Source organism: Tritonibacter scottomollicae (assembly GCF_032924845.1).
Taxonomy (GTDB): Bacteria; Pseudomonadota; Alphaproteobacteria; order Rhodobacterales; family Rhodobacteraceae; genus Epibacterium; species Epibacterium scottomollicae.
Genome location: NZ_CP136704.1, coordinates 1271913 through 1297275 on the forward strand (window position 1 = coordinate 1271913; position 25363 = coordinate 1297275).

Sequence of the window (25363 nt, forward strand, 5' to 3'; positions counted from 1 at the left end):
CGATGGTTTAATTGCGCCTCAGCAAAATGCGCATGAAAAGAGTTAGTTTTTCGCAAAATGCCACGCATCCGCAGGATCCGACCGCGACCTGTCGCCGGGGCGAGATCAGTGGATACCGCTGGTCAATCCGCGCATCAACCAGCGTTGGGACAGCAGGATCACCAGCCCCGGCGGCAGCATCGCCAGAAGCGCCAGCGCCTGCCCCTGCACCGCATCTGGCCCGGCGCGCACAACGCCGCTGACGACCGTCACCATGTCCTGCCGGGTGGTCGACAGCATCAACGGCCAGACATATTGGTTCCAGCCCAGCACAAAGAAGATCGCAAACAGCGCCGCAATCATCGGAGCAGAGATCGGCAGAATAATATCCCGCAGACAGCGCATCGGGTGGGCCCCGTCCAGACGTGCGGCCTCGATCAACTCCTTGGGCACCTGTCGCAGAAACTGGCGGAACACCAGCACGCCAAAGCCACTGGCAACGATGGGCAGCACCATCCCGGCATGACTGTTCAGCAGCCCCAGCTGATGCACCACCGCAAAGCTCGGCAGGATGCGTGTCTCAATCGGAAAGAACATCGCCAGCAACATCAGGCCAAAGATCCACTCCCGCCCCGGCAGCGGAAAGAACACCAGCGCAAACCCCGCCAGCAGGGACAGGGTGCAGGCCAAGGTCGCCACTCCAAGCGCAAGCAGCACAGAATTGCCCAGCATGCGCCAGAGGCTGACATCATACCCAAGCACCCCATCGGCTCCAAACAGGGTCTGGAACTGCGGCCAGAGGTTCGGAGCAGACAGCAGATCCACCACCAGCAGCGCAACCGGCCCGACCATCACGACGCAGCCGAGGATCAGGATCAGGTGGTCAGTGACCTTGGCAAGAGAACGCGGCATGGGCAGACCTGACAGATATTTCCAAGGGGAAGTCCTGCGGGCCAGATGCTCTGCAGCGTTCGTTGATGTCAATCAAAGGATTGCGCGGCATACAAAAATGCCACCGGCGCGCGCTGGCACCGGTGGCACTCTCAATCGTCTTGAAGGCGCAGGCGCGGCTTATTCGGCCTTCATCGCCTCGACGGAGATATGCACTTCGACCTCATCGCTGACGTAGGGGGCAAACTGGCCCAGCTCATACTCGGACCGCACCAATGTGGTGGTTGCGTCAAAGCCTGCCCATGGTTTCTTCGCCATCGGGTGCTCACCCGCCTGGTTCAGCTTGGCGTCGAGAACGACCGACTTGGTCACACCATTCAGGGTCAGATCGCCGGTGATCAGGGCGGTGTCGTCGCCGGTCACTTCGATGCCGGTGGAGGTGAAGGTGACCATCTCATCATCGGTGGCACCAAAGAAATCATCGGACATGAAGTGGTTGAAGCGTGCTTCCCACCCGGTCAGCATGGAGTTTGCCGGCATGGATACGGTGACGGAGGAGTTCGCAGGGTCTTCCTGGTCGAACATGATCTCGCCCTCAAAGCCGGAGAACATGCCGTAGGTGGTCGAAAAGCCGAGGTGGTTGTAGTTGAACAGGATCTGGCTGTGGCTCGAGTCCAGAGTGTATTTCTCTGGTGCGGCGAAAGCAGAGGTCGCGGCAGTACCGATCAGCGCAGCAGCAAGAAGGATCTTTTTCATGGGCTTGGACTCCAAAGTCGTGGTTTTCATGGTCATAATGTCGGCCATGCGGTTGGCGTCAGCTAGTCCGCAAAACCCAACATCGGGTGTTGGTATATGAACACCCGACCCTGCGGTTCTTTTCACAGTGCTTGCACACCTACACACGCGAACGCGACAAATCCCCCCGGATTGGCCGCTGTTCACGTGAATGTCAGGCGCCGTGGGTCAGAGTTCAGGAGGTTGCCTGCCTCTGTCGCCCCCAGATGCTGTTGATCAATCGAGAATAGGCAGATGCGGGCGGATCTGCGACATCAACAGCCTGCGGGTCGCGCGTCCTTCCAGCGGCAATTCGAGCAAAATCGTGCCATTGGTCTCGATGATTTGCAGAGTTTTGTCGCTGAAACGCGCAGCCCCCAAAGAGCGATAGCTGCGGCGCATCACGACAACGGGCCGACCGTCGGCGCGGATCTCTTCGATCCGCATCTCGCCGCGCCGCGCATCGAACTGAAATTCCGGCTGATCGGCGGTCTCACGCTGCAGCAGCAGGCACAGACCAAGGAACATCAAGAAGACCGTAATGCCCATGCGCACCAATGCCAGCTGCGGGTCGGCACCGGCCTCTGGCGCGAGCCAGATACCGATGGAAGCCAAAACCATGCAACCGCCGAGCAGACGCAACAGCATGGCGGACACCGACCCGCCGGGACGAATGTTGACCTGGGATTGCGCCGCACCCCGCCCCAGCGAGGGTTGCACTGGACGCGCGCCATGGGAGAAATCGGCAAAGTTCTGATTGATCGCGGTCATGTCAGTCACATCCTCAGTTGGTCCAGGCGCCTTCGGTCAGGCCCTCCAGGCATTGTTAACGTTTTGTTAACCACGTTATTCTTGCGGGAATGGGGCTGGAGTGTGGCACGCATTGGGAAACACTTGGCCCGGGCTGTTTACCTTCTCCTGCGTCTATCCCTCACAGACGCACTGCGGTGGGTTGCGCTTTTGAGGAAAGCCGTCTAAAGCGAGGCCTCCTTCCGTATCACTTTGATCCGCGCAGACTCTCGTGGTGGGGCAACGGAAGGCGATTATGCCCTGCCTATGAAATGCGCCCAGACACAAACAGGAGTTCGCATGCCACTCTATGAGCATGTCATGATTGCGCGTCAGGACCTGTCCAACTCGCAAGCTGAAGGCCTCATCGAACACTTCGGTGCTGTGCTGTCCGACAATGGCGGTAAGCTGGTCGACAACGAGTACTGGGGCGTCAAGACGATGGCCTACAAGATCAACAAAAACCGCAAGGGCCACTATGCCTTCCTGCGCTCCGATGCTCCGGCATCTGCAGTTCAGGAAATGGAACGCCTGATGCGCCTGCATGACGACGTGATGCGCGTCCTGACCATCAAGGTCGACGAGCACGCCGAAGGACCTTCGGTCCAGATGCAGAAACGTGACGAACGCGACAACCGTCGCGAGCGCCGCTGATCTTAGCTTGAGAAAAGGACGCTAAACCATGGCAGCCAAACCGTTTTTCCGCCGCCGCAAAGTCTGCCCCTTCTCGGGCGACAATGCGCCGAAGATCGATTACAAAGACACCCGTCTTCTGCAGCGCTACATCTCTGAGCGCGGCAAAATCGTTCCCAGCCGTATCACCGCCGTTTCGGCAAAGAAGCAGCGTGAGCTGGCCCGTGCTATCAAGCGCGCCCGCTTCCTCGCCCTTCTGCCCTACGCTGTGAAGTAAGGAGACCTGATCCATGCAAGTTATCCTTCTTGAACGCGTTGCAAAGCTTGGCCAGATGGGCGACGTCGTCGACGTCAAACCCGGCTTCGCGCGCAACTACCTGCTGCCGCAAGGCAAGGCTCAGACCGCATCCGAGAGCAACATCGCCTCTTTCGAAGCCCGGAAAGCGCAGCTTGAAGCGCGCAACCTGGAGACCAAGAAAGAAGCAGAAGCTCTGGGTGAAAAGCTGGCCGGTCAGCAGTTCGTCGTGATTCGCTCCGCTTCCGATGGCGGCAACCTCTACGGCTCCGTCACCACCCGTGACGCGTCTGACGTTGCAACCGAAGAAGGCTTCTCGGTCGACCGCAAGCAGGTCATCATCCGTGAGCCGATCAAGACCCTGGGCCTGCACATTGCAGAAGTGCACCTGCACCCCGAGGTCATGGTGACCGTCGAGCTGAACGTTGCGCGCTCCCCCGAGGAAGCGGAACTGCAAGCCTCCGGCAAGTCCATCCAGGAACTGGCCGCTGAAGAAGAAGCCGCAGCAGAGTATGAAATCTCTGAACTGTTCGACGACATCGGTGGCGCAGCTTCCGAAGACGACGAAGGCGACGCACCGGCAGCAGCAGCTTCCGAAGAAGACGACACCAACGCCTGATCCACGAGATCGGACAGTGAAAAGACACAGAAGGGCCGCCCAGATCGGGCGGCCCTTTTTCATGTTCATGACGCATCCCGGCAGTCGCGGGATGCCCCAGTCTGTTATCGCTGGAACAACTGCAGCAACAGGCGCGGCGCCTGATTGGCGATGGTGAGCGACTGAATGGCCAGCTCTTGCTGAGTTTTCAGGGCCGCGAGCCGTGCCGAGGCCTCTTCCATGTTGGTATCGGTCATCACCGAAACGCCCTGCTGCATCGAGTCTGCCAGTCGCCCCACAAAATCAGCCTGATCCTCAAGCCGTGCCGACGAAGAGCCAAGCGCAGCGGCGCCGGTGATTGCGGTCTGCAAGAACCCCTCGATTTCAGACAGGGCGGTGGCCGCAGACGTGGTGTCAGTGATACTGGTGAGGTTCGACGCCAGATCGAGGTTGGATTCAAAATTCACCGAATTGACAACGATTTCCTCGGTCGTCACCGCTCCGCCCGCTCCCACCCGGTTCAACGAGGCCAGAACGCCGACCGACGTCGCACCGGACCCGTCGACATCACTCGCCAGCAGGTTGGCACCATTGAATTGCGCAGCGGAAATGATCGCCTGGACCTGCTCGACCTTGGAGGCGATATCCTGCTGAATGGTATCGTGATCCACGTTCTCGGATTGACCGGAGACGATCAGCTCTTTGATTTCGGTCAGTTTATCGACGATCTGCTCCGCCCCGGCAGAGGCGACGGCGACCGTTGCTTCGCCAAGTGCAAGCCCGTCTTCGATGGAGCGGAACCCCGAAATATCGGATTCCATTGTTTTGGCGATGGCCCAGACAGCGGAATTGTCCTTCGCCTCGCCAATCCGTTTTCCGGTGGAAATGGAGGTTTGAACATCCATCAGATTACCATTGATGGCCTTCAAAGTGCGCAGGGCTGTCATAGCCCCGAAATTCGTCAAAATGCTGGACATAACTGGGTTCCATCTTGTGGGACAACTTTCGTCCCGCAGGTGCAGACCTCGTTTCAAAGATCGCCACGCGTCCGTTTGGACACTGCCGCTCCAAAGGGATTTCGGCGCCGCCCTGCAATATTTGCAAGATGCGACACTATTTTATCCACAATTGCTTACCAATTGATTAACGCAGCCTGCCCGTGTTTGCCTGATCTTTACGATTTGCCTGCACCAATCTGTCATGCGCCTCGCACATCACACAGCAAAGCCGCCGGCCCCGCTAAAGGGCCGACGGTCTATTTTAGCCGGAAAGCTCAGCGCCTTAGCGGAAGAGCTGCAGCAGCGAGCTTGGTGCTTCGTTCGCGATGGTCAGCGACTGAGTGGCCAGATCCTGCTGGGTCTGCAACGCGGACAGGCGGGCAGAGGCTTCTTCCATGTTGGTGTCCGTCATGGTGGAGACACCCATCGTCATGGAATCCACCAGATTGCCCACAAACTCGGACTGATCTTCGATGCGAGCCGCATCCGCACCCAGAGCCGCAGCGCCGGTGATGGCGGTCTGCAGGAAGGTTTCGATCTCACCCAATGCGCTTGCCGCAGTGGCCGTGTCGGTGATCGTCGTCAGGTCATTTGTCAGATCCAGGCTGGATTCAAAGCCTACAGCGTCGATTTCAATCTCGACAGCAGTCACTGTACCGCCAGCGCCAACACGGTCGAGGGAGGCCAGAACACCCAGCGAGGACTCAGTCCCGTCAACTAGATCTTTCAACAGGTTTGCACCGTTGAACTGAGCTGCGTTGATAATGGATTCGACCTGCTCAACCTTGGAGTCGATATCGGTCTGAATCTTGCCGTGGTCAACGTTTTCAGACTGGGCGGAGACGATCAGCTCTTTCATCTCGGTCAGTTTTTCCACGATCTGCTCGGCACCAGCGGAGGCGACGGCAACGGTGGCTTCGCCGACAGCGAGACCTTCCTCGATCGCTTCAAAACCTGCAATGTCGGAATCCATGGTTTTGGAGATTGCCCACACAGCGGAGTTGTCTTTGGCTGTGCCCACCTCTTTACCAGTGGAGATGCTGGTCTGGGTTTTGCCGAGGTCGTCGTTGACGGATTTGAGAGTTTGCAGCGCAACCATTGCGCCGTTGTTGGTCAGAATGCTGGACATAGAGCACCTTGTAATATGGCAGGACAGTGATTTTTATATCTGTCCCTTATTCAGGTTATCCCGTTACACGGGGGCGAGTGGTCCCGTCCTAAACCTGCTTTAAGCCTTGCGGCGCCAGCGCCACCTGTCTCCAGATGCACCGTAACATTGCCATTAAACACCTTACCGACACCTTAACGGCGCAGGATTTCAATCCTAAAATTTAAGATAGTTGAATGAGGTCCTAAGCCCCAATAAACAACCATAATTTCTGCCGATATTTTCTTAAAACTCAACCGCTTGCCACAGGCTATGCATATCGCCGACCTGCAGTCACCTCGGCAGGAAAGGTCAGTCAGCCAGTGCCCTCCGACCTGATCGGCAAGGCTTCGCCTCGCAGGAAACTCGGGGATTGCGACCATGGACGAGACCGGTAATCTACCGTCAGAGAAATTATTGCGAGACAGCCCCATGCACCGTCGACATCTGCTTTGGACTTTGGCGGCCTTTTCCCTCAGCTCCGTGGCTGGATGCGCCAAGACCGAACCGGTCACGCGCGCTTATAATCCACCCCTTTACCCGAACGAGACACCGGAGCTGCGTAAAAAGATCAACTATTGGGCAGATCACTATGAGGTGCCCCGCAGCCTCGTTCACAGACTGGCCGTGCGTGAGAGCACCCATCGCCCCTGGGCAACAAACTCCCCCTACTACGGCCTGTTGCAAATCCTGCCCGCAACCGCACGATCAATGGGATTCAAGGGCAAGCCCAAGGATCTTCTGGATGCAGACACCAATCTGAAATTCGCCGTGCGCTACCTGCGCGGGGCGTGGATGATTTCAGATGGCAGCCACGACAATGCGGTGAAGCATTACTCCCGCGGGTACTATTACGAAGCCAAGCGGCGCGGCATGCTGGAGGAAACCGGGCTGCGCTGAGACTTGCGGCACGCTCTGCGGGATGCGTCCAAATCATTTGACCGGATAGTCAAATTCTGGCCTGTTGAAATACAAGTGTCACATGTTTTGGCTACGTCATTGCCTGACGCCCCGATCTCGGGGCCAATTTCATTTGAAGGAGTAGACCATGCCGCTTCACCTTGATCGTCGGTCCTTTCTTGCTGGCAGTGCCGGCCTCATCGCATTGCATCCGTTTTCCGCCCAGGCCGCCGCTGGCCAGGTCCATTTGCGATTGATGGAGACAACCGACCTGCATGTGCATGTGTTTCCTTATGATTATTACGGCGACAAGCCGGTGGACACCGTGGGCCTTGCCCGAACCGCGTCGCTGATCGGTGACATCCGCGCCGAAGCCACCAATTCGCTGCTCGTGGACAACGGCGACTTCCTGCAGGGCAACCCGATGGGCGACTACATTGCCTATGAACGGGGCATGAAGGAGGGCGACCAGCATCCGGTCATCACCGCGATGAACACCGTAGGCTTTGATGCCTCGACGCTGGGCAATCATGAATTCAACTACGGCATCTCCTTTCTGATGAAATCGCTGGCTGGCGCCGGGTTCCCGGTGGTCTGCGCCAATATCGCCAAAAAGACCGGCGCCTCCCCGCGCGAGGACGAAACCTTGCTGCCGCCCTACGTGCTGCTTGATCGCGAGTTGACGGATGGTGCGGGCAAGACCCATCCGATCAAGATCGGCATCATCGGCTTTGTGCCGCCGCAGGTGATGAACTGGGACCGCAAGCATCTGGAAGGCAACGTGCAGGCGCGCGACATCGTCGACTGCGCCCGCGCCTATGTGCCAGAGATGAAAGAAAAAGGCGCAGATATCATCATCGCGCTGTCACATTCCGGCATCGGCTCTGCTGATCTGAGCGAGGGGATGGAGAACGCCTCTGTTCCGCTGGCGGCGGTCGAGGGCATTGACGCGATCATGACCGGACACAGCCATCTGGTGTTCCCCTCCTCCACCTATGCGGATTTTGCAGGCGTTGATGCCGACAAGGGCACCATCCACGGCACACCCGCCGTGATGGGCGGCTATTGGGGCAGCCATATGGGCCTGATCGACCTGATGCTGGAACGCGACGGCAAGGGCTGGCGCGTGGTGGGGCATGCCTCCGAAGCGCGGCCGATTTCAAAGCGCAACGAGGACCGCAGCGTCACCGCGCTTGTGGAAAGCGACCAGAGCGTGCTTGACGCGGTGCAGGCGGATCACGACGCGACGCTGGCCTATGTGCGCCGCGCGGTGGGGAAAACCGATGCACCACTGCACAGCTATTTTGCCCTGGTGGCGGATGATCCGTCGGTGCAGATCGTGTCCATCGCGCAGACCTGGTACATCGAACAGATGCTCAAGGGCACCGAACATGAGGGCCTGCCGATCCTCTCCGCAGCGGCGCCCTTCAAGGCTGGCGGACGTGGCGGGCCGGAGTATTACACCGATGTCCCCGTTGGTGATGTGGCGATCAAGAATGTCGCCGATCTCTACCTCTATCCCAACACCGTGCGCGCGGTGAAGGTCACCGGCCAGCAGGTCAAGGACTGGCTGGAGCGCTCGGCGGGCATGTTCAACCAGGTTGAGCCCGGCACGGCGGATCAGCTGCTGCTGAACCCTGAGTTCCCGAGCTACAACTTTGATGTGATCGATGGGGTAACCTATCAGATCGACCTGAGCCAGCCGCCGATGTTCTCCGCCAAGGGCGACGTGATCAATCCCGACACCAACCGCATCGTGAACCTGCAGTTCAATGGCGCGCCGATTGATCCCGCAGAGACCTTCATCATCGCCACCAACAACTACCGCGCCAGCGGTGGTGGCAGCTTCCCCGGCGCCATGGGCGATACCATCATATTCGAGGGACCGGACACCAACCGTGACGTGATCGTGCGCTACATCGTGGAACAGGGCACCATCAGCCCCAAGGCAGACGGCAACTGGAGCTTTGCGCCGCTGCCCGACACCTCGATTCTGTTTGATACCGGCCCCAAAGCCGCTGACTATGCCGCCAACGTGCCGGGCGTGACAATCACTCCGGCCGGGGATGGTCCGGACGGGTTTGCCCGGTTCAAGATCGCGCTCTGACCGAAGCCTTACACACGAAACCGGCCGTTCCTGTTGACGCAGGGGCGGCCCGACGCATCAGACGACGCGATTGCGCCCTGCCCGCTTGGCTTGCAGCAATCCGGCGTCCGCCTGGCCTAGAACCGGTTCAATCTGAGAACGGCCCGCGAAATCCGCACAGCTGAACGTCGCGGTGATCCGACGGGTCGCCAATATACGCGAGGCTTCAAGCCGCTGCCGGCACTGCTCTGCAAGGGCACGGGTGGTGCCTTCCTCGGGCTTGAGCCGCAGCACCAGGAACTCCTCACCGCCGATGCGAAACAACAGGTCCCCCTTGTCCAGCTGTTGACGCACCAGGGTTGTCACGGCCCGGAGCACAAAATCCCCCGTGGGATGGCCAAAGGTGTCATTCACACTCTTGAAGTAATCGAGATCGAAGAGGATCAGCGACGCGGCGGACAGATCTTCCGCCTCCGACAGCCGGGCCAGATGGCGGCGATTGAAGCATCCGGTCAGCGGATCCTGGATGACGCTGGTTTCGAGACGGCTCTGCGCTTCGGCAATGCGTTGCGCGGCAAACCACAAGAACCCCAGACAAAGCAGCAAGGCCAGTCCCAGCCGGATCGCGATCTGCCAGTCGGCAGCACACAGGCCAATCACCGGCACAACCGCCACCAAAAACACACTGGAAAACAACAGCGGGAAGCACCCCTGCCGCACAAGAAATGCCCCGACCACGACAGGAAAGGCATAGAACGCCGCCTCGGCGCCGAACTGGCAAATCGCGACGAGAATCGCAATCCCGACAAGGACCAGAACCATTTCAACCCGCACCGGCAAGCGTCGCGCGCGCATCAAAGCGTAGAGATCGGCAAGCAGGGTCAGTAAAACCACCATTAGGATCGTGGCCAAAGCATAGGCCCCAACACTTACATTCAGCGCCACCATGACGGCGCATATCAGTGCCACTATGACGCCGAGATATAGGTTTACCGGTGAGTGGACCTTTCTGACCGACATGAACTTGTCCCAATACTCCGATAGTGTGCCGGATTGCCCGCGTATATTCAAGATTTCAAAGTTAATGAACTTTTCGCGTGTAAAGAAAAGCCCATAAATCACCGGAATCGAGGGAAAATAGCCACTCAGTTCCCCGCAAACTGGCGCGGGCGGAGTGTTTTATCGGCTTTCGGCGCGACAGAACACCTGCAGGTAGATTTGACAAAGCCAAACTCACCTACAGAAAATCGTGCCCTTCCAGCCGTCTGGCGCGAGTATTCATCGCCGCCCCCGCTCTGACGTCGACTGCAGCAGGCACCTTGGCATGGGCAACGCCCCACCGCTCAGCCTCTTCATGCGTTGACCTTCAAGAGGCCACGCGCGGCAACAAAAAAGGCCGCCCCAGAAGGACGGCCTTTGAATAAGTCACATCGGAAGAAATTACTCTTCTTCGAGCGCCTCAACAGCTTTTTGCAGCTCTTCTTTGGAGATCTCTTTCTCGGAGACCTGCGCCTGTTCGAACACCAGGTCGATGACCTTGTCTTCGAAGATCGGCGCGCGCAGTTGCTGCTGCATCTGTGCGTTCTGCTGGATGAATTCAAAGAACTGGCGTTCCTGACCCGGATACTGGCGTGCTTGCTGCATGATCGCCTGGGTCATTTCCTGCTCGGTCACTTCGACTTCGGCTTTCTGACCCATTTCGGCCAGCAGCAGGCCCAGACGCACGCGGCGCTCGGCGAGGCTGTTGTGCTCGTCGGTGGCTTCGATTTCCGGGTGATCGTGGCCCTGCACGTCCGGGTTTTCCTCGTGCCACAGCTGGTGTGCGATCTGCTTGGCTTCGGCCTCAACCAGGCTCGGCGGCAGGTCGAAGGACACCAGATCAGCCAGCGCGTCGAGCGCGGCGCGCTTCATCACCTGACGTGCGGCACCGGCATATTCTGCTTCCAGACGCTCAGCGATCTGACCCTTCAGCTGGTTCAGATCTTCGGCACCGAATTTGGTCGCCAGCTCGTCATTGATCTCGGCCGCTTTCGGGGCTTTGACTTCCTTGACGGTGCAGGAGAACACGGCTTCTTTGCCCGCGAGGTGCTCTGCGCCATATTCTTCGGGGAAGGTCACGGTCACATCTTTTTCGTCACCGGTCTTCACACCGACCAGCTGCTCTTCGAAGCCGGGGATGAAGGAGTTGGAGCCCAGCGTCAGCGGGTAATCCTCGGCGGAACCGCCTTCGAACGCTTCGCCGTCGACCTTGCCGACAAAGTCGATGACAACCTGATCGCCATCCTCGGACGCAGCACCCTCTTCACGGGCCTCGAAGTCCTGTGCGGAGGACGCCAGGTTTTCCAGCGCTTCGGTGACGGCTTCGTCTTCGGCCTTCACGACCAGCTTTTCCAGTGCAACACCGGAGACGTCCACTTCGGGGATCTCGGGCAGCGCTTCATAGGACATCTCGACGTTGACGTCGTCGCCCTCTTTCCAGTCTTCGTTGGTCATCTTGACGTCGGGCTGCATCGCCGGACGGTCACCGGAGTCTTCGAAGTGCTTGTTCATCGCACCATCGACAGCTTCCTGCATGACTTCGCCCATGAGGCGCGGACCGAACTGCTTCTTCAGAAGCGGCATCGGGACCTTGCCCTTGCGGAAGCCTTTCATCTCGATCTCGGGCTGCGCCTCGGCCAGTTTCACGTTGACCTTCTCTTCCAGCTCGGTGGCCGGAATGGTGATCGCGTAGCCGCGCTTCAGACCTTCGTTCAGAGTTTCTGTGACCTGCATCATATTCCCCATAGAGATTTGGGGCGCGCGCGCAGGCTCCGCCCCCAGACAATTTGAGGCCTTCTATTGGCCAGCGCCGCGCGGTGCAAGGGGCATAAGGCCTGATCCGCGCCGGAAGCGGCCCAAACCGGCGGTTTCCCCGGTTTTTATGGGGCCAAGCTGGCCCGGATGTGCAAACGCCCCCCGGAGGAACCGGAGGGCGCAGCATCATGCGAGAGACCGCACCGGGATCGGTGCACGAGGTAGGAAGCCCCTCGCCCGGTCCGGTCACCCGAATTTAGATCACCGTCAATGGCATGATCCGATCAGAACTTCCAGCGTGCACCCGCCAGAATGGCGGAGCCGTCCTGGTAGTTGGTGGCGGAGCTGTCATCATAGGAGTACTCGCGGTACGCGACATAGGCCTCAAGGTTCTGACGTTCAAACTTCTGCACCGCCGCGACGCCAAAGGATTTGGCGCTGTCGTTGACCGACACCAGATCCGAGCCGTCATAATAATCGACGGAGAAGGATGTCGCACCGACGGAGATCAGGTTCGCAGTGTACCCCAGCTTGACATAGCCATAGTTGCCACCGGTGTCCCGATCACCCGACGCCGCACTCAGCGACAGGCCTGTCGGCTCGTGCAGAACCGCAGCAGAGGCGATAGTGTCACGGGTGTCCGCGCCGCCCTTGTCGGTCCAGCTCACAGCCAGAGCACCCGCAACGGTGAAGTCACCCAGATCTTCGTTCTCATAGTTCAAGGCGATGTCATACTGCTCGGTGTCGGCATCTTTGGTCAGGATATCCTCACCATATGACGCGGAGACGGTGAACCCGGCAAAGTCTGGCGAGTTATAGCGCACACGGCCCCGGCGGGAGCCGTCAAAGGTCGCAAAGACATCGCCGATTTCGATCCCGGTCAGGTTGCCGCCCGCATCCCGCAGGAAATACCCGCCCGCTGCATCTGCAACGGATGTGTTAGCCGCGACGCCGGTACCGGACAGATCGATGCCAGTTGCACCGTCAGCGGCCATGGAGCCCTGACCGATGGAGAAGGTACCATAGCGCGGAGTGTGCCATTGCAGATCGACATGACGCAGGTCGCTCCGCGTCCAATCGGTGATATCACCCTGATCGTTCTGGTTCACACCGTCAGACGCGCGCAGCGACAAGGATGTCTCGAAACGGAACTTCAGTGTGTTCTCGCCAAAGGGCTGTTCCAGCCAGAACCCGACACGAGAGCCGGAGTTCCCGTTGTCGACCAGGCGATTGTAGTCCTCACCGCCATCATCATAGCCTTGATAGGCTAGGTTGAGCTGACCGTACCAGCGGAAGGAACCACCGTTGTCGGATGTGTAGGTGGGGCCGGCAAACGCGGGCGCCGCAAGGAGGGCTGTCAGCGCAAGCGTGCTGGAGCCCACCGCAAGGGATTTGGTGCTCATGATATGAGTTTCCTAAGTAAGTGTCAGCCGGCCATCCTCCATCCCCGGACCCGACTGGGATCCGAGATAACATGTAAGAATTTCGCGAACAGGACTTGAAAAGACCGCCGCATGAACCGTTCGGTTCACTTTCTGGAGAGCACTGTAATTAAGGCAGTTTTTCGCCTGACATGCGGCCTGACACGGAATTCAAAAGGCAGATTTCAACCCCGGAACTTTGCATTTTTCAACATACTGCTAGTCGCTCAGCGCAACCCTGCATCGCCGATACACGCCGCCTAGAATCAAATCCAACGTAAAAAACGCAAAACCATCTGAGGTCGGCAATTGTTGATTAGCACTCTCGTTGGACAATTTCGTGCATCTCATCCACCTCGGAGCAAAACGATCATGAAACACACATTGAGTGCCGTCGCCCTCGCGTTGACGGCAGTGACCACGCCGCTGATGGCAGACCCCGTGCGCATCGCAACGGGCGAATACGCCCCGATGACCGGCGCAGCACTGCCCAACGATGGCGTGGTCAACGGTCTGGTGGCCCGTCTGGCCGCCGACGCTGACGTCGAGATCACGTTTGAATACATGCCCTGGAACCGAGGTCTGGAACTGACCCGCAACGGCCAGATGCATGGCGCGAGCTATTGGAACGATCTCGCGGATCAGAGCGGCTTGATCGAGGTCGGCCCGGTTTCCACCGGTCGCATCGTGTTCTTCTACCGTAAGGACGACCCGTTGCCCGAATGGCAGACACTGAACGATCTGGCGGGAACCACATTCGGCGCCACGCTGGGTTATCCCTATACCGAGGAGTTCTGGGCACTGGGCGAGGCGGGCACCTATGTGGTGCAGACCGCGTCCAATGATCTGTCCAACTTCAAGAAGCTTCAGAAGGGGCGCATCGACGCCTTTATCATCAACGAGTTGGTGGGCTGGGATCTCCTGAACCAGAGCTTTACGTCAGACGAAGTGGCACAATTCGCGGCAACAGAACTGCCCGTTGCCGAGGCATTGGGATATCTGCAGATTTCGTCTGAAATGGACGGCGGCGCAGACCTCGCCGCCAGGCTTCAGGCCGCCTATGACGCGCTTGAGGCCTCCGGCGAACTGGAGGCCGTGAAGACGGAGCTGAACGCAGCCTCCGGCATCCCGTCCAACTGAACCTTCTTCAGCACTTGCTACGGGCGACGTGGTCTTGCACCGCGTCGCCCGCTCCTGTGTCCATCTCCCGGAAACCAAACGCATGTCGCAGCAAATCCGGGGCGCTGCGCACTGTCACCTCTAATTCAAGCCAGGTTGGCGCCGGAAATCGCATGTCCCTTGCAGGCCCGTCTCAGCCTTCCTCGCTCGCAGACCTGCCACAGGGAGGACTTGCACATTCGTGTCGGCCATCTGAGACAAGCTGCATGCAGCCGCCTAAGTGGTGATCTGGCAAGCTCACTTTCACAGTCGGCTCGCGCAATCGGAAGCGAAGGCGTGGCATAGCCCCGGTGTCGACCCAGTATCAAAATCGCGAAGCTGCACAACCCTTCCTGCTCCGCCACCAATACTTTCCCGCCAGTCACTGTCGGTCGGTGCCCCGACCGACATACTGCGCGGTATCATCTGGCGATGGGCTTAGAAATCAGCCCACCGCTCGTTGGCACGCTTTGCGGGCTGTACGTCCGAAGTGGGGTCGGACGCCACTTGCGCCTGCCCGCCGGTGTCCTCATCGTTGGCTTTCGGCTCCGATTCCGCATGGCTGATCGGTGCCGCGATTTGGTCTGGCGGCGCAATCTCGGTCGCAGTGGCATCCACGGCCACGGTGCCTTGCGACGCCTCGCCCTCACCGCGCTGGTTTTGGGTCTGAAAGCGGCCCACAAATTGCGCAAGGCGATCCGAATCCGACCGTAACATGTGGGCGGCAGCGGTATTTTCCTCGACCATTGCGGCATTGCTCTGCGTCACCTGATCAAGCTGCGACATACCAATGTTGATTTCAGTAAGTGCCGTGGATTGTTCCTGAGAGGATTGTGCAATCTCGTTGATCAGGACCGAGATATGCTTCACTTGATCAACGATCTGGGTCAGCGCGTTGCCCGTCTTGTCAACCATCTGCACACCGCGACCAACCTGATGGCCACTGGTTTCGATCAGTGCCTTAATTTCAAGCGCGGCCTCGGAGGACCTCTGCGCCAGGCCGCGCACCTCCGATGCCACCACGGCAAAGCCACGTCCCGCCTCTCCCGCACGGGCGGCCTCGACACCGGCATTCAACGCCAAGAGGTTGGTCTGGAAAGAAATGTCATCGATAACGCTGATGATGTTGCTGATCTTCTGAGATGACTCTTCGATCCCGTTCATCGCGTCGATCGTCTCTTTCACAATGGTTCCGCTCTCCTCGGCCATTCCACGCGCTTGCGTGACCGTATGCTCAACATTGAGAACGTTGTCATTGGCCGATTTCACACTCGAGGTGACCTGCTCCAGAGCCGCAGCCGTTTGCTCCAGCGTTGCGGCCTGGCTTTCCGTGCGCGACGACAGATCATCGGCAGAAGAGCTGACTTCTATCGCGCCTTGAGCAATGCTCTCCGCCGTTTCACGCACAGATTCAATCACCGTACTCAGCTCCGTCATCGCATCGTTGATGCTGTAACGAAGCTTCTTGTGTTCAACCGGGAAGAACTTCAGCACCTTGTTGCGGAAGTCGCCTTTTGCAAGGTTCATCAAGGCGTTGCTAAGCGTACGCACCACCATTGCATTGCCTTCCTGAATCTCCTTTTCGCGCTCCTTAGCGGCAGCACCTTCCTGCAGCCGAACCTGAAGATTGGACAGGGTCTTGGAGATAAATCCAACCTCATCGCCGATGCTCCGTCCTGTGATTTCCTCGTTGTAGTTTTCATCTGCCAGCTCTTCCACGTGACCGGCGAGCCGCTCCAGACGTTTGACAACGCCGCGCACTGCGAGCCAAGACGCCAGTACCACCAGAAGACTGGTGACCGCCAGTTCGATCAACGCGTTGGTCGTCGCCTTATTGACAACCGCCATCGCCTCTGACCGGTCAATTTCATAGACCAGTCCCCACCGTTCTCCGTTTGGTATGGTCACGCTATCAGCGACAGAAATCACGTCATGCCCGCCAACCCCGATCGCCGGATCAAAATACTGATGCTCCCCTGCGAGAGCCGCGCGGATCTGTTCACGCTCCGGCAGTACATCATAGGCAGAAAACCCGCCTTCATGCGGCGATTCCGTTAACGACATGCCGTTCTGATCGACCAGGTAAATGAAACCGGTCTGGCCCATCTGTTCGGACTGAGACAGGATGCGCATGATCCCGTCGAGCGGAAACTGCACAGCCAGAACGCCAGCCTGCTGCCCGTCAACAAAGATCGGCGTCGACATGAACATGGCCTGCGCGCCGGCACTTGGTGCATAAGGCGCAAGAGACGTCATGTAGAATGCCCCCTCGGCCAGTGAGCGCCCCTCCCGGAACACCTCTCCGAGACCGGAGTCCTTGTATTTCCCAGTCTCAAAGTTCAGACCAAAATCGTCTTCCTTGAACACCGAATAGATCAGATTCCCGTCCATATCGAAGAGGAACAGATCGTAATATCCACGAGATTGCAGGAACGCCCGCAGCCCGCCGTGATGGCGCTGGTGGACTGCGGACCATCCGGACCCGTCCCCGGCATTTTCCAGGACGTCCTTCTCTCCCACCGGGTGCGGATTGTCGACGATGTAGGATTGGCGCAGCTGTGCTTGCGGATCGCCATCGACCGCCTTCCAGGCCTGCGAAAATTCGGTCACCGCTGTCTGAATTGCGAAGCTGGACCGCAGCGCTACCACTTCGCCCTGCACCTCGTTCAGCCACCATTCCAGCGCGCGCTTACGTCCCTGCACAAAGCCCTCGTATGTCGCCTTGTGTTCTTCATCGACTGCCTGCGACATCTGCGACAGCTGCAATGCCCCCGACGCAAGAACAATTATCACTACGGGCAGTGCGATCATAATAGGCAGTTTCAAGCCAAGCTTGAGATTACTCAAACGAAACATTCTCGGATCCTCGTTACCAATCCGCCCGAAACAAAATGAGCGGCACGCCAAACTTCTGATGAAAAATTAGTCGACAAGGCCTTTAGACTTCGTGAATTATATGGTTTCCAGCCATTTAACGGCAGAATATCGGTGTCTTTACGTGGCATTGTCGCGTGCAAAAATTCCACGTCCGGTCAGTTGATCCGCAAATAAAAAAAGCGCGCCCTTGATAGAGCGCGCCTTGTGGTTTTGTCAGAGCTCAAACCTGCTCGAAAAAGGGACGAGAGCGTGCCCGCCCCTTCGGTCAGGTTATCAGAAGTGAGCGGAGCGAGCGCCAGCCGGCTTTTCCAGCGGCGGGGCGAATTTAGTCAGGTCGATCCCTTCGATCGCTGCCTTATACTCCTCGATGCTGGGCGTCCGGCCAAGAATGGCGGACAAGACCACCACTGGTGTCGAGGCCAGCAGGGACTTGCCCTTCTTCTCGGCCGCATCCTCAACCACACGGCCCTGGAACAGGCGTGTGGAGGTCGCCAGAACGGTATCGCCCTTGGCTGCCTTTTCCTGATTGCCCATGCAGAGGTTACAGCCCGGACGCTCCAGATACAGGATGTTCTCGTACTCGGTCCGCGCCTCGCCCTTGGGGAACAGATCATCGAACTCAAAACCCGAGTATTTCTGCAGGATCGCCCAGTCGCCCTCTTCCTTAAGCTCGTCGACGATATTGTAGGTTGGAGCCGCGACCACCAATGGCGCCTTGAACTCTACCTTGCCCTGGTCTTTCTCAAGGTTCTTGAGCATCTGGGCGACGATCTTCATATCGCCCTTGTGCACCATGCAGGAGCCGACAAAGCCGAGATCGACCTTTTTCTGCGCGCCGTAGTAAGACACCGGACGGATGGTGTCATGGGTGTAGCGCTTGGAGACATCCTCGTTGTTGACATCCGGGTCGGCGATCATCGGCTCGTCGATCACATCGAGATCAACCACAACCTCCGCAAAATACTTCGCGGTGTCATCGGGCGACAGCGCCGGTTTTTCACCGGATTTGATCTCCGCGATACGCTGATCGGCCTTGTCGATCAGACCCTGAAGCGTGCCGGCGGCGTTTTCCATGCCTTTGTCGATCATGATCTGAATGCGGCTCTTGGCGATCTCGAGCGATTCAATCAACGTATCGTCCTGCGAAATACAGATGGAGGCCTTCGCCTTCATCTCCGCGGTCCAGTCGGTGAACGTAAAGGCCTGATCCGCCAGCAAGGTGCCGATGTGCACTTCGATGATCCGGCCCTGGAACACGTTGTCGCCGAATTGCTTCAGCATCTGGGCCTGCGTGGCATGCACGACATCACGGAAATCCATGTGATCCTGCATGGTGCCGGTGAAGGTCACCTTGACCGATTTAGGGATCGGCATGGTCGCCTCGCCGGTGGCCAGAGCCAGTGCCACGGTGCCGGAGTTGGCGCCAAAGGCCACGCCCTTGGACATGCGGGTATGGGAGTTGCCGCCGATGATGATCGCCCAGTCGTCCACGGTGATATCGTTCAGCACCTTGTGGATCACGTCGGTCATCGCGTGATATTCGCCTTTGGGATCACGCGCGGTGATCAGGCCGAAGGTGTTCATGAAGTTCATCAGGCGCGGAATGTTGGCCTGTGCCTTCTTGTCCCAGACCGAGGCGGTGTGACAGCCGGACTGATAGGCACCATCAACGGTGGGCGAGATCACGGTGGCCGCCATGGCCTCCAGTTCCTGCGAGGTCATCAGGCCGGTGGTGTCTTGCGAGCCGACGATATTGACCTTTACCCGCACGTCAGAGCCCGCATGCAGGGTCTTGCCCGGCGTGCTGCCCACCGCGTTGCGGTTGAAGATCTTCTCAACCGCAGTCAGGCCTTGGCCCTCATGGCTGACTTCCTTGGCCGGAGCAAAGACCAGCGGAACCTCGATGCCGAGGGTTTCGGCCGCAAATGTCTGCAGCTTCTTGCCAAAGACCACAGCATAAGAGCTGCCCGCTTTCATGAACTCGACCTTCTGCGGCGTGAACGCGGAGGAGACATCCACCAGTTCCTTGCCGTCTTCGTCCAAGAGCATCTTGGTCTTGGTGTCGATCTTCAGCACGGTGCCGGTCTCAACCGAGTATTTCTGCTCAAGCACCGGGTTGCCGTCATTGTTGAGGATCGCCTTGCCGTCGCTGTCGACCTTCTTGACCCAGTTCTTGAGGTCGAGACCAATGCCACCGGTCACACCCACGGTGGTGAGGAAGATCGGCGAGATGCCATTGGTGCCTGCAACCACGGGGGCGTAGTTCACGAAGGGCACATAGGGGCTGGCCTGCTTGCCAGTCCAGAGCGCCACGTTGTTCACGCCCGACATCCGCGAGGAGCCGACGCCCATGGTGCCTTTTTCGGCGATCAGCATCACGCGCTTGTCGGGATGCTGCAACTTCAGCGCCTCGATTTCCTTTTGCGCGGCCTCGGAAATCATGCATTTACCGTGCAGTTCACGGTCCGAACGCGAGTGCGCCTGATTGCCGGGGGACAGAAGGTCCGTCGAAATATCGCCTTCGGCGGCGATGTAGGTCACGACCTTGATCTCGTCGTCGATGTCGGGGAGCTTGGTGAAGAACTCGGCTTTTGCGTAGCTTTGCAGCACGTCCTTGGCGACTGGATTTCCAGCCTTATGGGCTGCCTCCAGACGCTCCATGTCCGCCTCATAAAGGAAGACCTGGGTTTTCAGAACCTCTGCCGCCTGCGCTGCCACATCGGCATCCTGCCCCAGTGCGAGATCCAGAAGAACCTCAACGGAGGGACCGCCCTTCATGTGCGACAGCAGCTCAAACGCGAATTCCGGCGTGATTTCCGCCACTTCAGCCTCGCCGAGGATAATCTCCTTCAGGAACGCCGCCTTCACGCCCGCCGCACTCGTGGTGCCTGGCAGCGTGTTGTAGATGAAGAACTTGAGCGAGTCTTCGCGGTGCGGGTTGCCGACCTCTTTGATCTGAGAAATCAGCTCTGCGACCAGCGCGCCATCGTCGATGGGCTTGGGGTGCAGCCCTTCGCTCTTACGCGTTTCGATCTCTTCTAGGTAGTCTGTGTACAAGCTCATGACGGTCCCGACGATTTAATGTAAGAAGAAGCTTGAAACGGGTTCGCAAACACTCTTGGCGAGCCGCGTCAAGCTTGCTGTATGCGGCAGTATACCAGTGGTGTTCACGTTGCAAGATGTTCCCGCCCGACAAGGTGAAGCCTCTCACCGTCGGCGCCAAGCGGAATAGGCTGTCGACATCCTATCGGGTTCTGTGCCCGACAGATACAAAAATGCAGTGCGTCCGCTGCATGAAGCACCTGCTTGCTCATTACGGCAACGCAACCGGCACCTCTCCCTGCAGGCAGGGATCGGCCGCGATATACTCTGCCATAAAGTCGAGAAAGCAACGGGCCCGCGCGCTGAGCAGACGTCCAGTTGGCCAGACGGCATAGATGGCCCGGTTCTGTCCGCGCCACTCCGGCAGCACATGCATCAGCGCGCCAGACCGGATTTCCTCGATAATCTCGGACACTGGTATCAGCGTCATCCCCTGCCCCCGCGTGGCCAGCCGGGCCGCCAGCCCGATGTCGTCCACCGCCGTTGCCGCCGTCAATCGCAAGGTCGTGCGCGCATCGGTCTGCAGACAGGTCAGCTCCCACGAGGGCAGCACCTTCACACCGATAATGCGATGGTCCGCCAGATCCTGTGGCGCCATCGGCGTTCCTGCCTTGGCCAGATATTCAGGTGAGGCAGCAATGATGGTCCGCGCCGTGCCGAGGCGCTTTTGAAACAGCGCCGAATCCGGTTGCGGCCCGGCACGCAACGCGAGGTCCGCACCGATCTCCACAAGATCGACACGGGAATTGGATAGCCTGAGATCCAGCTGAATATCAGGATACTGCGCCACAAAATCCGCCCACATAGGCTCAAGCACATGAAGCGACATATTGGTTGGCGCGGCCACGGTCAGGCTCCCCGCCATTTTGCGCTGATCATCGTCCAGCCCCTGAAGCGTGCGCTCAATCTGGGCGATCTGCGCACCCAGCTCCTGATAGTAAACGCTGCCCTGAGGGGTCAGCGCGAAACTGCGCGCCGACCGATGGATGAGCTGCACACCCAGCGCGTCCTCCAGCCGACGCAGGCGACGGGTCACCGTCGCCGCCGGAATGTTCAGACGCAGCCCAGCCGCCGCCAAACCATTGGCCTGAACGATATGAACAAACAAGGCGACATCATCGAGCATGATTTCAAATCCGGAATTTAGACTTCTGTAATTGACAATATATTTCACTTTTGAACAATGCCAAACCTCACTCTGAAGAGACTTCCAACCACAAGGAGTGACGAAATGAGCCGTTATTATGTAAGCGCCGGTCTTGAGCTGACCCCGGGAACCGATCCGCAAGCCGCTGCAAGTATGCTGGCGGGCTTGGCTGAAACCACGCGCGATGAGCCCGGCTGCATCTTCTTCGAGGTGCGCCAGAATATCGAGGATCCGCAGCGCTTTACCCTGTGGGAATGCTGGACAGGCCCCGACGCGTTGGCGCGGCATTTTGAGTATGAGCACACCAAGGCGGTGCTCGCCACCGGCATGACGCGGGTCTGCTACATCGAAAAACTCACCGACGTCAGCGGTGATCCCGCGCCCACGCCCGCGTCCGGAGACTGAGCATGTTGCAGCGCATCCTGTTCGCAGCACTGATGTCGCTGGTGCTGTGCAGCCTGATGACCCTATGGGTCACCCTGATCAACCTCGGGTGGTCATCCGATTTCCTTGGCAATTGGGCCCGGGCCTTCGCGTTGGCCTGGCCCGCTGCCGCTGGGGTCGCCTTTGTGGCGGGACCTCCGATCCTGCGGCTGAGCCAACGGCTGGCCGGTGGGTGGCACTCCTGACGGGACTGGCTTCGCTCCGGCGCGTCGGGTTTGGGCAGGATGTCACGCGCCTGCTCAAACCCGACGCGCCGGAGTGCCGGACGCAAGCCTTCTGTCACTCTTTATGCGCAGGCTCCGAGGACACTCCGTACCGGCGCATCTTGTCGTTGAGCGTGCGGCGCGGAAGCCCAAGTGTTTCAGCCGCGCGAAGGGTGTTGCCGGCATGCGCGTCCAGCACCGCCGCAATCTCACGCGCCTCAAATTCCGCCACACGATCCGCCAGTGTCAGCGGACCGGGTGACGCCCCGGCGCCCTGCGGTATCTCAAACAATCCAAGGGCATAGGCTTCGGCGCAGGCCTTCAGCTCACGGATATTGCCGGGCCAGCCCAAACGCTTGAGCTTTTGCTGTGCCTGCCATGGCAATTCGGGGTCAGGACGCCCGTAGCGGCGGGCCGCAAGTTGGGCATAGTGAGAAAAGATCAGGGGAATATCCTCCCCCGCTTCGCGCAAGGTCGGCGCCGCAAGCTCGACCCCCGCCAGCCTGAAATAGAGATCAGAGCGGAACGCATCGAGCTGGCGCAATGGCGTTTTCGTCGTCGCGATGACACGGATATTGAGCGGACGTGGCGTGGTGTCACCGATGCGTTCAACCATACGCTCCTGCAGGACACGCAGCAGCTTTGCCTGAATGGCCGGCGACATGGTTTCGACCTCATCCAGCATCAGCGTACCGCCGTCAGCGGCTTCCAACTTGCCAGCTCGACCATTCACATCATGGGCGAAGGCCCCTTCGCTATGTCCAAACAGGATGGTTTCGGCCATCGCGTCCGGAACGGCCGCACAGTTCATCGCGATGAACGGCTGCTCTGCACGCGCACTGCCAGCATGGATCGCGCGCGCGGCCAGCTCCTTGCCTGTCCCGGTGTCGCCCGTAATGACCACGTCCAGATCAACTGAGGCCAGCGCTGCGATGCGATCTCGAAAGCTGGCCATCGCGCGTGATTTGCCCAGAATGCTAACCCGATCCCGTTCGGCCAGGACCTGCTGAAGACGCACCACCTCGTTGCGGGCGGCCTGGGCATTCAGCGCGCGTTGAATGACGGACAGCAAATGTGCGGAATCATAGGGTTTTTCCAGAAAATCCTCAGCACCTGCGCGGATCGCCTCGACCGCATGTGCGACATCGCCGTGACCCGTCAACAGAATGACCGGAACAGCCAAGGTCTGTTCGCGCAGCGCCTTGAGCAACCCCATCCCGTCCATGCCCGGCATGCGCAGATCGCTGATCACCATATTGGGCGGATCCGTCAAGGCGGCCAGGACCGCCTCTGCAGCCTCGAACCCATGGACCTCATAGCCCGCAGTTGCCACCAAATCGCACAGCGCCGACAGATGATCTGCATCATCGTCCACAATGTGAATGCAGGCTGTCATCGTGTCTCTTCCTTCTTCTCGGCAATCGGCAGGGCGATGGTGACCCGCGTGCCTTGCTCTGGCGCTGACCAGATATCCAGTGTTCCGCGAAAATCAGTCAGGATCGCCTTGCAGATCGCAAGGCCAAGTCCCAGACCCTCGCCTGTCAGCTTGGTCGAGAAGAACGGATCCGTCACCCGCGGCAGGTCCTGTTCCGAAATCCCGACCCCAGTGTCGCAGACCTCTATGAGGGCCTGATCACCTTCGGTCGTCAGCGTTACGGTCACCGACGAGTCCGGTTTGGCCTCGATGGCATCAAGCGCGTTCAACAGCAGGTTTGCGATCACCTGTTCGACCCGGACGGCTCCCGCCATGACCGGCACTTTGCCCTCCGGCACCTGAATATCGGGCGTGACACCAACCACCTTGGCCCGGGGCAGAACCAGATCAAGCGCCGATTTCAACGGCGTGCGCAGATCTATCAGGCTGAGTTCGGCGTTTTCTTTCCGGGCGAAGCTCTTGAGGTGTTTGGTGGTGCGTTGCATCCGACGGATCATGTCGCGCGCCTTGCCGATCCGGGTGACCGTCGCAGCATCCGGGGGCTTCATGCCCATTTCGGCTGCGGACAATGTTGCCTCCATCGCGGCAAGGGGCTGGCTGATCTCATGGACGATCGCGGCGGACATGCGGCCCATGGCGGCCATTTTCTCCGCATGGATCAGCGCCTCTTGTGTGGCGCGCAGGTCAGCTTCGGCCTGTCTGCGTGCATCGACCTCACGGGCAAGATCCGCGGTGCGCGCAACAACCATGGCTTCCATCTTTTCCGATTGCGACAGGCGCAAGGCGGTGATCTGGCGACGTTGTTCAAGCGCCTTGACGGTTGCCGCAACCGCAAGCGCCGCCAGCGCGGCCAGCACTGCCCACCCGAAGGCCATCAACTGCAGCGCCCCCAAGGGACGGATCGCGACCACCTGCCCGCCGGTTGCCGGAACCGCTCCGATCCGCGCGATCCAGTTCCGGCCCCGCGCATCACCGCCGACCGGCGGCTCCGTCAACAAAGGCGCGGTTTCGCCCAGCCCGACCCCTTCGTAGGCGCGCGTAGTAACAAGCTGTGCCAGAGCGTCCGGCGTCAGCTTCACAAGCGGGCGATATTGCCAATCCGGGCGTGCAGACAGGAATACGACGCCATGTTCATCCGCAAGGGCGATGTCCGCCTCTGCCGCGCGCCATGTGTCCTGAAGGATGGAAAGATCCTGTTTCACAGCCACGACGCCCTCGGCACCGCCGACCTCGACACGTGCGGCGAGGAAATACCCCGGAATACCGGTCGTGACACCAATGGCGTAAAATTGCCCCTGGCCCTCTGTGATGGCGTCCTGAAAATAAGGTCGGAAGGCATAATTTTGCCCGATGTAGCTGCCGTCCGTGTTCCAGTTCGACGCCGCAATCGTGTCGCCTTCGGCGTTGATCAGAAACAATTCCTCCGCCCCGACATGCGCCGCAACCGCCTCAAGATAGGTATTGGCGTCCTGCAAAGGCCCATCGCCCGCAAGCGCGTCGCGGATACGGGCGTCTTCACCAACGACAGCAGGCAGAGCGCGCAAACGCTCCACCTCTGCCTCCACCGCGCGGGTGGTCAGTAATAGCGTTTGATCCAGCTCCCGCCGCGCCGTGTTCACCGCAAGGGTTTGCGCAATGAACCAGACCAGCAGGGCCGACAGCCCCGCCAGCATCAGAGGGCGCGCCATCTTCA

The 25363-nt window shown here is 59.2% G+C and carries 21 protein-coding genes; 8 read left to right on the forward strand and 13 right to left on the reverse strand.

The annotated features are described in order from the left end of the window. Positions 1 to 105: 105 nt before the first annotated feature. From R1T40_RS06605 to R1T40_RS06615, 3 genes are all read right to left on the reverse strand, one after another. Entirely contained in the window at positions 106 to 891 is a 786-nt protein-coding gene (locus tag R1T40_RS06605) for a carbohydrate ABC transporter permease (RefSeq protein ID WP_317386322.1), read from the reverse strand. Positions 892 to 1050: 159 nt separating this feature from the next. Further along, complete coding sequence (locus tag R1T40_RS06610) at positions 1051 to 1626, reverse strand: YceI family protein (RefSeq protein WP_317386323.1); 576 nt, start codon at positions 1624 to 1626, stop codon at positions 1051 to 1053. A gap of 255 nt (positions 1627 to 1881) precedes the next feature. Beyond that, positions 1882 to 2415 (reverse strand): hypothetical protein, encoded by a 534-nt coding sequence (locus R1T40_RS06615; RefSeq protein ID WP_317386324.1) that lies wholly within the window; start codon positions 2413 to 2415, stop codon positions 1882 to 1884. Positions 2416 to 2733: 318 nt separating this feature from the next. Here R1T40_RS06615 and rpsF point away from each other — a divergent pair, with 318 nt between their 5' ends. Genes rpsF through rplI form a run of 3 tightly spaced genes read left to right on the forward strand, consistent with a single transcriptional unit; the run spans position 2734 to position 3980 of the window. Beyond that, entirely contained in the window at positions 2734 to 3087 is a 354-nt protein-coding gene (gene rpsF, locus R1T40_RS06620; protein WP_106163508.1) for a 30S ribosomal protein S6, read from the forward strand. Between the two features lie 28 nt (positions 3088 to 3115). Further along, positions 3116 to 3343: a 30S ribosomal protein S18 gene (gene rpsR / locus R1T40_RS06625; RefSeq protein WP_005982441.1), complete on the forward strand. Its 228-nt coding sequence runs from the start codon at positions 3116 to 3118 to the stop codon at positions 3341 to 3343. Between the two features lie 13 nt (positions 3344 to 3356). After that, a complete protein-coding gene (rplI, locus tag R1T40_RS06630; protein WP_106163507.1) occupies positions 3357 to 3980 on the forward strand; it encodes a 50S ribosomal protein L9 in 624 nt (207 codons plus the stop codon). Positions 3981 to 4084: 104 nt separating this feature from the next. Here rplI and R1T40_RS06635 read toward each other — a convergent pair whose 3' ends face one another. Together R1T40_RS06635 and R1T40_RS06640 are read right to left on the reverse strand one after the other, a co-directional pair. Further along, positions 4085 to 4936, reverse strand: coding sequence for a flagellin N-terminal helical domain-containing protein (locus tag R1T40_RS06635; protein WP_317386325.1), 852 nt, complete (start codon positions 4934 to 4936; stop codon positions 4085 to 4087). Positions 4937 to 5240: 304 nt separating this feature from the next. Then, entirely contained in the window at positions 5241 to 6086 is an 846-nt protein-coding gene (locus R1T40_RS06640; RefSeq protein ID WP_317386326.1) for a flagellin N-terminal helical domain-containing protein, read from the reverse strand. Between the two features lie 450 nt (positions 6087 to 6536). Here R1T40_RS06640 and R1T40_RS06645 point away from each other — a divergent pair, with 450 nt between their 5' ends. After that, positions 6537 to 7004: a lytic transglycosylase domain-containing protein gene (locus R1T40_RS06645; RefSeq protein WP_106163504.1), complete on the forward strand. Its 468-nt coding sequence runs from the start codon at positions 6537 to 6539 to the stop codon at positions 7002 to 7004. Between the two features lie 148 nt (positions 7005 to 7152). Continuing rightward, positions 7153 to 9111, forward strand: a complete 1959-nt coding sequence (locus R1T40_RS06650) for a bifunctional 2',3'-cyclic-nucleotide 2'-phosphodiesterase/3'-nucleotidase (protein WP_317386327.1) — start codon at positions 7153 to 7155, stop codon at positions 9109 to 9111. 57 nt (positions 9112 to 9168) lie between these two features. Here R1T40_RS06650 and R1T40_RS06655 read toward each other — a convergent pair whose 3' ends face one another. The 3 genes from R1T40_RS06655 to R1T40_RS06665 form a co-directional block, all read right to left on the reverse strand. Next, positions 9169 to 10212 (reverse strand): GGDEF domain-containing protein, encoded by a 1044-nt coding sequence (locus R1T40_RS06655; RefSeq protein WP_317386328.1) that lies wholly within the window; start codon positions 10210 to 10212, stop codon positions 9169 to 9171. A gap of 318 nt (positions 10213 to 10530) precedes the next feature. Next, the gene (gene tig / locus R1T40_RS06660) at positions 10531 to 11862 is read right to left on the reverse strand and encodes a trigger factor (RefSeq protein WP_317386954.1); all 1332 of its coding nucleotides are present in this window, start codon (positions 11860 to 11862) and stop codon (positions 10531 to 10533) included. 305 nt (positions 11863 to 12167) lie between these two features. Further along, positions 12168 to 13286 carry a porin gene (locus tag R1T40_RS06665; RefSeq protein WP_317386329.1) on the reverse strand — a complete coding sequence of 373 codons (1119 nt, stop codon included), beginning with the start codon at positions 13284 to 13286 and terminating at the stop codon, positions 12168 to 12170. A gap of 390 nt (positions 13287 to 13676) precedes the next feature. On the opposite strand from R1T40_RS06665, the gene R1T40_RS06670 reads away from it, so the two are divergent. Next, positions 13677 to 14444, forward strand: a complete 768-nt coding sequence (locus R1T40_RS06670) for a substrate-binding periplasmic protein (RefSeq protein ID WP_317386330.1) — start codon at positions 13677 to 13679, stop codon at positions 14442 to 14444. Between the two features lie 456 nt (positions 14445 to 14900). Here the strand turns inward: R1T40_RS06670 and R1T40_RS06675 are convergent, their stop codons facing one another. The 3 genes from R1T40_RS06675 to R1T40_RS06685 form a co-directional block, all read right to left on the reverse strand. After that, positions 14901 to 17318 carry a methyl-accepting chemotaxis protein gene (locus tag R1T40_RS06675; RefSeq protein ID WP_317386331.1) on the reverse strand — a complete coding sequence of 806 codons (2418 nt, stop codon included), beginning with the start codon at positions 17316 to 17318 and terminating at the stop codon, positions 14901 to 14903. Between the two features lie 294 nt (positions 17319 to 17612). Next, on the reverse strand, positions 17613 to 20402 hold the full coding sequence (locus R1T40_RS06680; RefSeq protein WP_317386332.1) for a bifunctional aconitate hydratase 2/2-methylisocitrate dehydratase: 2790 nt from the start codon (positions 20400 to 20402) through the stop codon (positions 17613 to 17615). 250 nt (positions 20403 to 20652) lie between these two features. Continuing rightward, on the reverse strand, positions 20653 to 21567 hold the full coding sequence (locus R1T40_RS06685) for a LysR family transcriptional regulator (protein WP_317386333.1): 915 nt from the start codon (positions 21565 to 21567) through the stop codon (positions 20653 to 20655). 105 nt (positions 21568 to 21672) lie between these two features. On the opposite strand from R1T40_RS06685, the gene R1T40_RS06690 reads away from it, so the two are divergent. Together R1T40_RS06690 and R1T40_RS06695 are read left to right on the forward strand one after the other, a co-directional pair. Then, on the forward strand, positions 21673 to 21993 hold the full coding sequence (locus tag R1T40_RS06690; protein ID WP_317386334.1) for a putative quinol monooxygenase: 321 nt from the start codon (positions 21673 to 21675) through the stop codon (positions 21991 to 21993). Positions 21994 to 21995: 2 nt separating this feature from the next. Continuing rightward, on the forward strand, positions 21996 to 22217 hold the full coding sequence (locus tag R1T40_RS06695) for a DUF2798 domain-containing protein (protein WP_317386335.1): 222 nt from the start codon (positions 21996 to 21998) through the stop codon (positions 22215 to 22217). Positions 22218 to 22311: 94 nt separating this feature from the next. Here the strand turns inward: R1T40_RS06695 and R1T40_RS06700 are convergent, their stop codons facing one another. Next, positions 22312 to 23631: a sigma-54-dependent transcriptional regulator gene (locus R1T40_RS06700; protein ID WP_317386336.1), complete on the reverse strand. Its 1320-nt coding sequence runs from the start codon at positions 23629 to 23631 to the stop codon at positions 22312 to 22314. Beyond that, the gene (locus tag R1T40_RS06705; RefSeq protein ID WP_317386337.1) at positions 23628 to 25358 is read right to left on the reverse strand and encodes a sensor histidine kinase; all 1731 of its coding nucleotides are present in this window, start codon (positions 25356 to 25358) and stop codon (positions 23628 to 23630) included. Before R1T40_RS06705 ends, R1T40_RS06700 begins: the two co-directional genes overlap by 4 nt. Positions 25359 to 25363 lie beyond the last annotated feature (5 nt).

Excerpts from the sequence above, each read along its gene's own strand:
- R1T40_RS06605 (WP_317386322.1), bottom strand. The coding sequence starts at position 891 with ATGCCGCGTTCTCTTGCCAAGGTCACTGACCACCTGATCCTGATCCTC.
- R1T40_RS06610 (WP_317386323.1), bottom strand. The coding sequence starts at position 1,626 with ATGAAAAAGATCCTTCTTGCTGCTGCGCTGATCGGTACTGCCGCGACC.
- R1T40_RS06615 (WP_317386324.1), bottom strand. The coding sequence starts at position 2,415 with ATGACCGCGATCAATCAGAACTTTGCCGATTTCTCCCATGGCGCGCGT.
- rpsF (WP_106163508.1), top strand. The coding sequence starts at position 2,734 with ATGCCACTCTATGAGCATGTCATGATTGCGCGTCAGGACCTGTCCAAC.
- rpsR (WP_005982441.1), top strand. The coding sequence starts at position 3,116 with ATGGCAGCCAAACCGTTTTTCCGCCGCCGCAAAGTCTGCCCCTTCTCG.
- rplI (WP_106163507.1), top strand. The coding sequence starts at position 3,357 with ATGCAAGTTATCCTTCTTGAACGCGTTGCAAAGCTTGGCCAGATGGGC.
- R1T40_RS06635 (WP_317386325.1), bottom strand. The coding sequence starts at position 4,936 with ATGTCCAGCATTTTGACGAATTTCGGGGCTATGACAGCCCTGCGCACT.
- R1T40_RS06640 (WP_317386326.1), bottom strand. The coding sequence starts at position 6,086 with ATGTCCAGCATTCTGACCAACAACGGCGCAATGGTTGCGCTGCAAACT.
- R1T40_RS06645 (WP_106163504.1), top strand. The coding sequence starts at position 6,537 with ATGCACCGTCGACATCTGCTTTGGACTTTGGCGGCCTTTTCCCTCAGC.
- R1T40_RS06650 (WP_317386327.1), top strand. The coding sequence starts at position 7,153 with ATGCCGCTTCACCTTGATCGTCGGTCCTTTCTTGCTGGCAGTGCCGGC.
- tig (WP_317386954.1), bottom strand. The coding sequence starts at position 11,862 with ATGCAGGTCACAGAAACTCTGAACGAAGGTCTGAAGCGCGGCTACGCG.
- R1T40_RS06665 (WP_317386329.1), bottom strand. The coding sequence starts at position 13,286 with ATGAGCACCAAATCCCTTGCGGTGGGCTCCAGCACGCTTGCGCTGACA.
- R1T40_RS06670 (WP_317386330.1), top strand. The coding sequence starts at position 13,677 with ATGAAACACACATTGAGTGCCGTCGCCCTCGCGTTGACGGCAGTGACC.
- R1T40_RS06675 (WP_317386331.1), bottom strand. The coding sequence starts at position 17,318 with ATGTTTCGTTTGAGTAATCTCAAGCTTGGCTTGAAACTGCCTATTATG.
- R1T40_RS06680 (WP_317386332.1), bottom strand. The coding sequence starts at position 20,402 with ATGAGCTTGTACACAGACTACCTAGAAGAGATCGAAACGCGTAAGAGC.
- R1T40_RS06685 (WP_317386333.1), bottom strand. The coding sequence starts at position 21,567 with ATGCTCGATGATGTCGCCTTGTTTGTTCATATCGTTCAGGCCAATGGT.
- R1T40_RS06690 (WP_317386334.1), top strand. The coding sequence starts at position 21,673 with ATGAGCCGTTATTATGTAAGCGCCGGTCTTGAGCTGACCCCGGGAACC.
- R1T40_RS06695 (WP_317386335.1), top strand. The coding sequence starts at position 21,996 with ATGTTGCAGCGCATCCTGTTCGCAGCACTGATGTCGCTGGTGCTGTGC.
- R1T40_RS06700 (WP_317386336.1), bottom strand. The coding sequence starts at position 23,631 with ATGACAGCCTGCATTCACATTGTGGACGATGATGCAGATCATCTGTCG.
- R1T40_RS06705 (WP_317386337.1), bottom strand. The coding sequence starts at position 25,358 with ATGGCGCGCCCTCTGATGCTGGCGGGGCTGTCGGCCCTGCTGGTCTGG.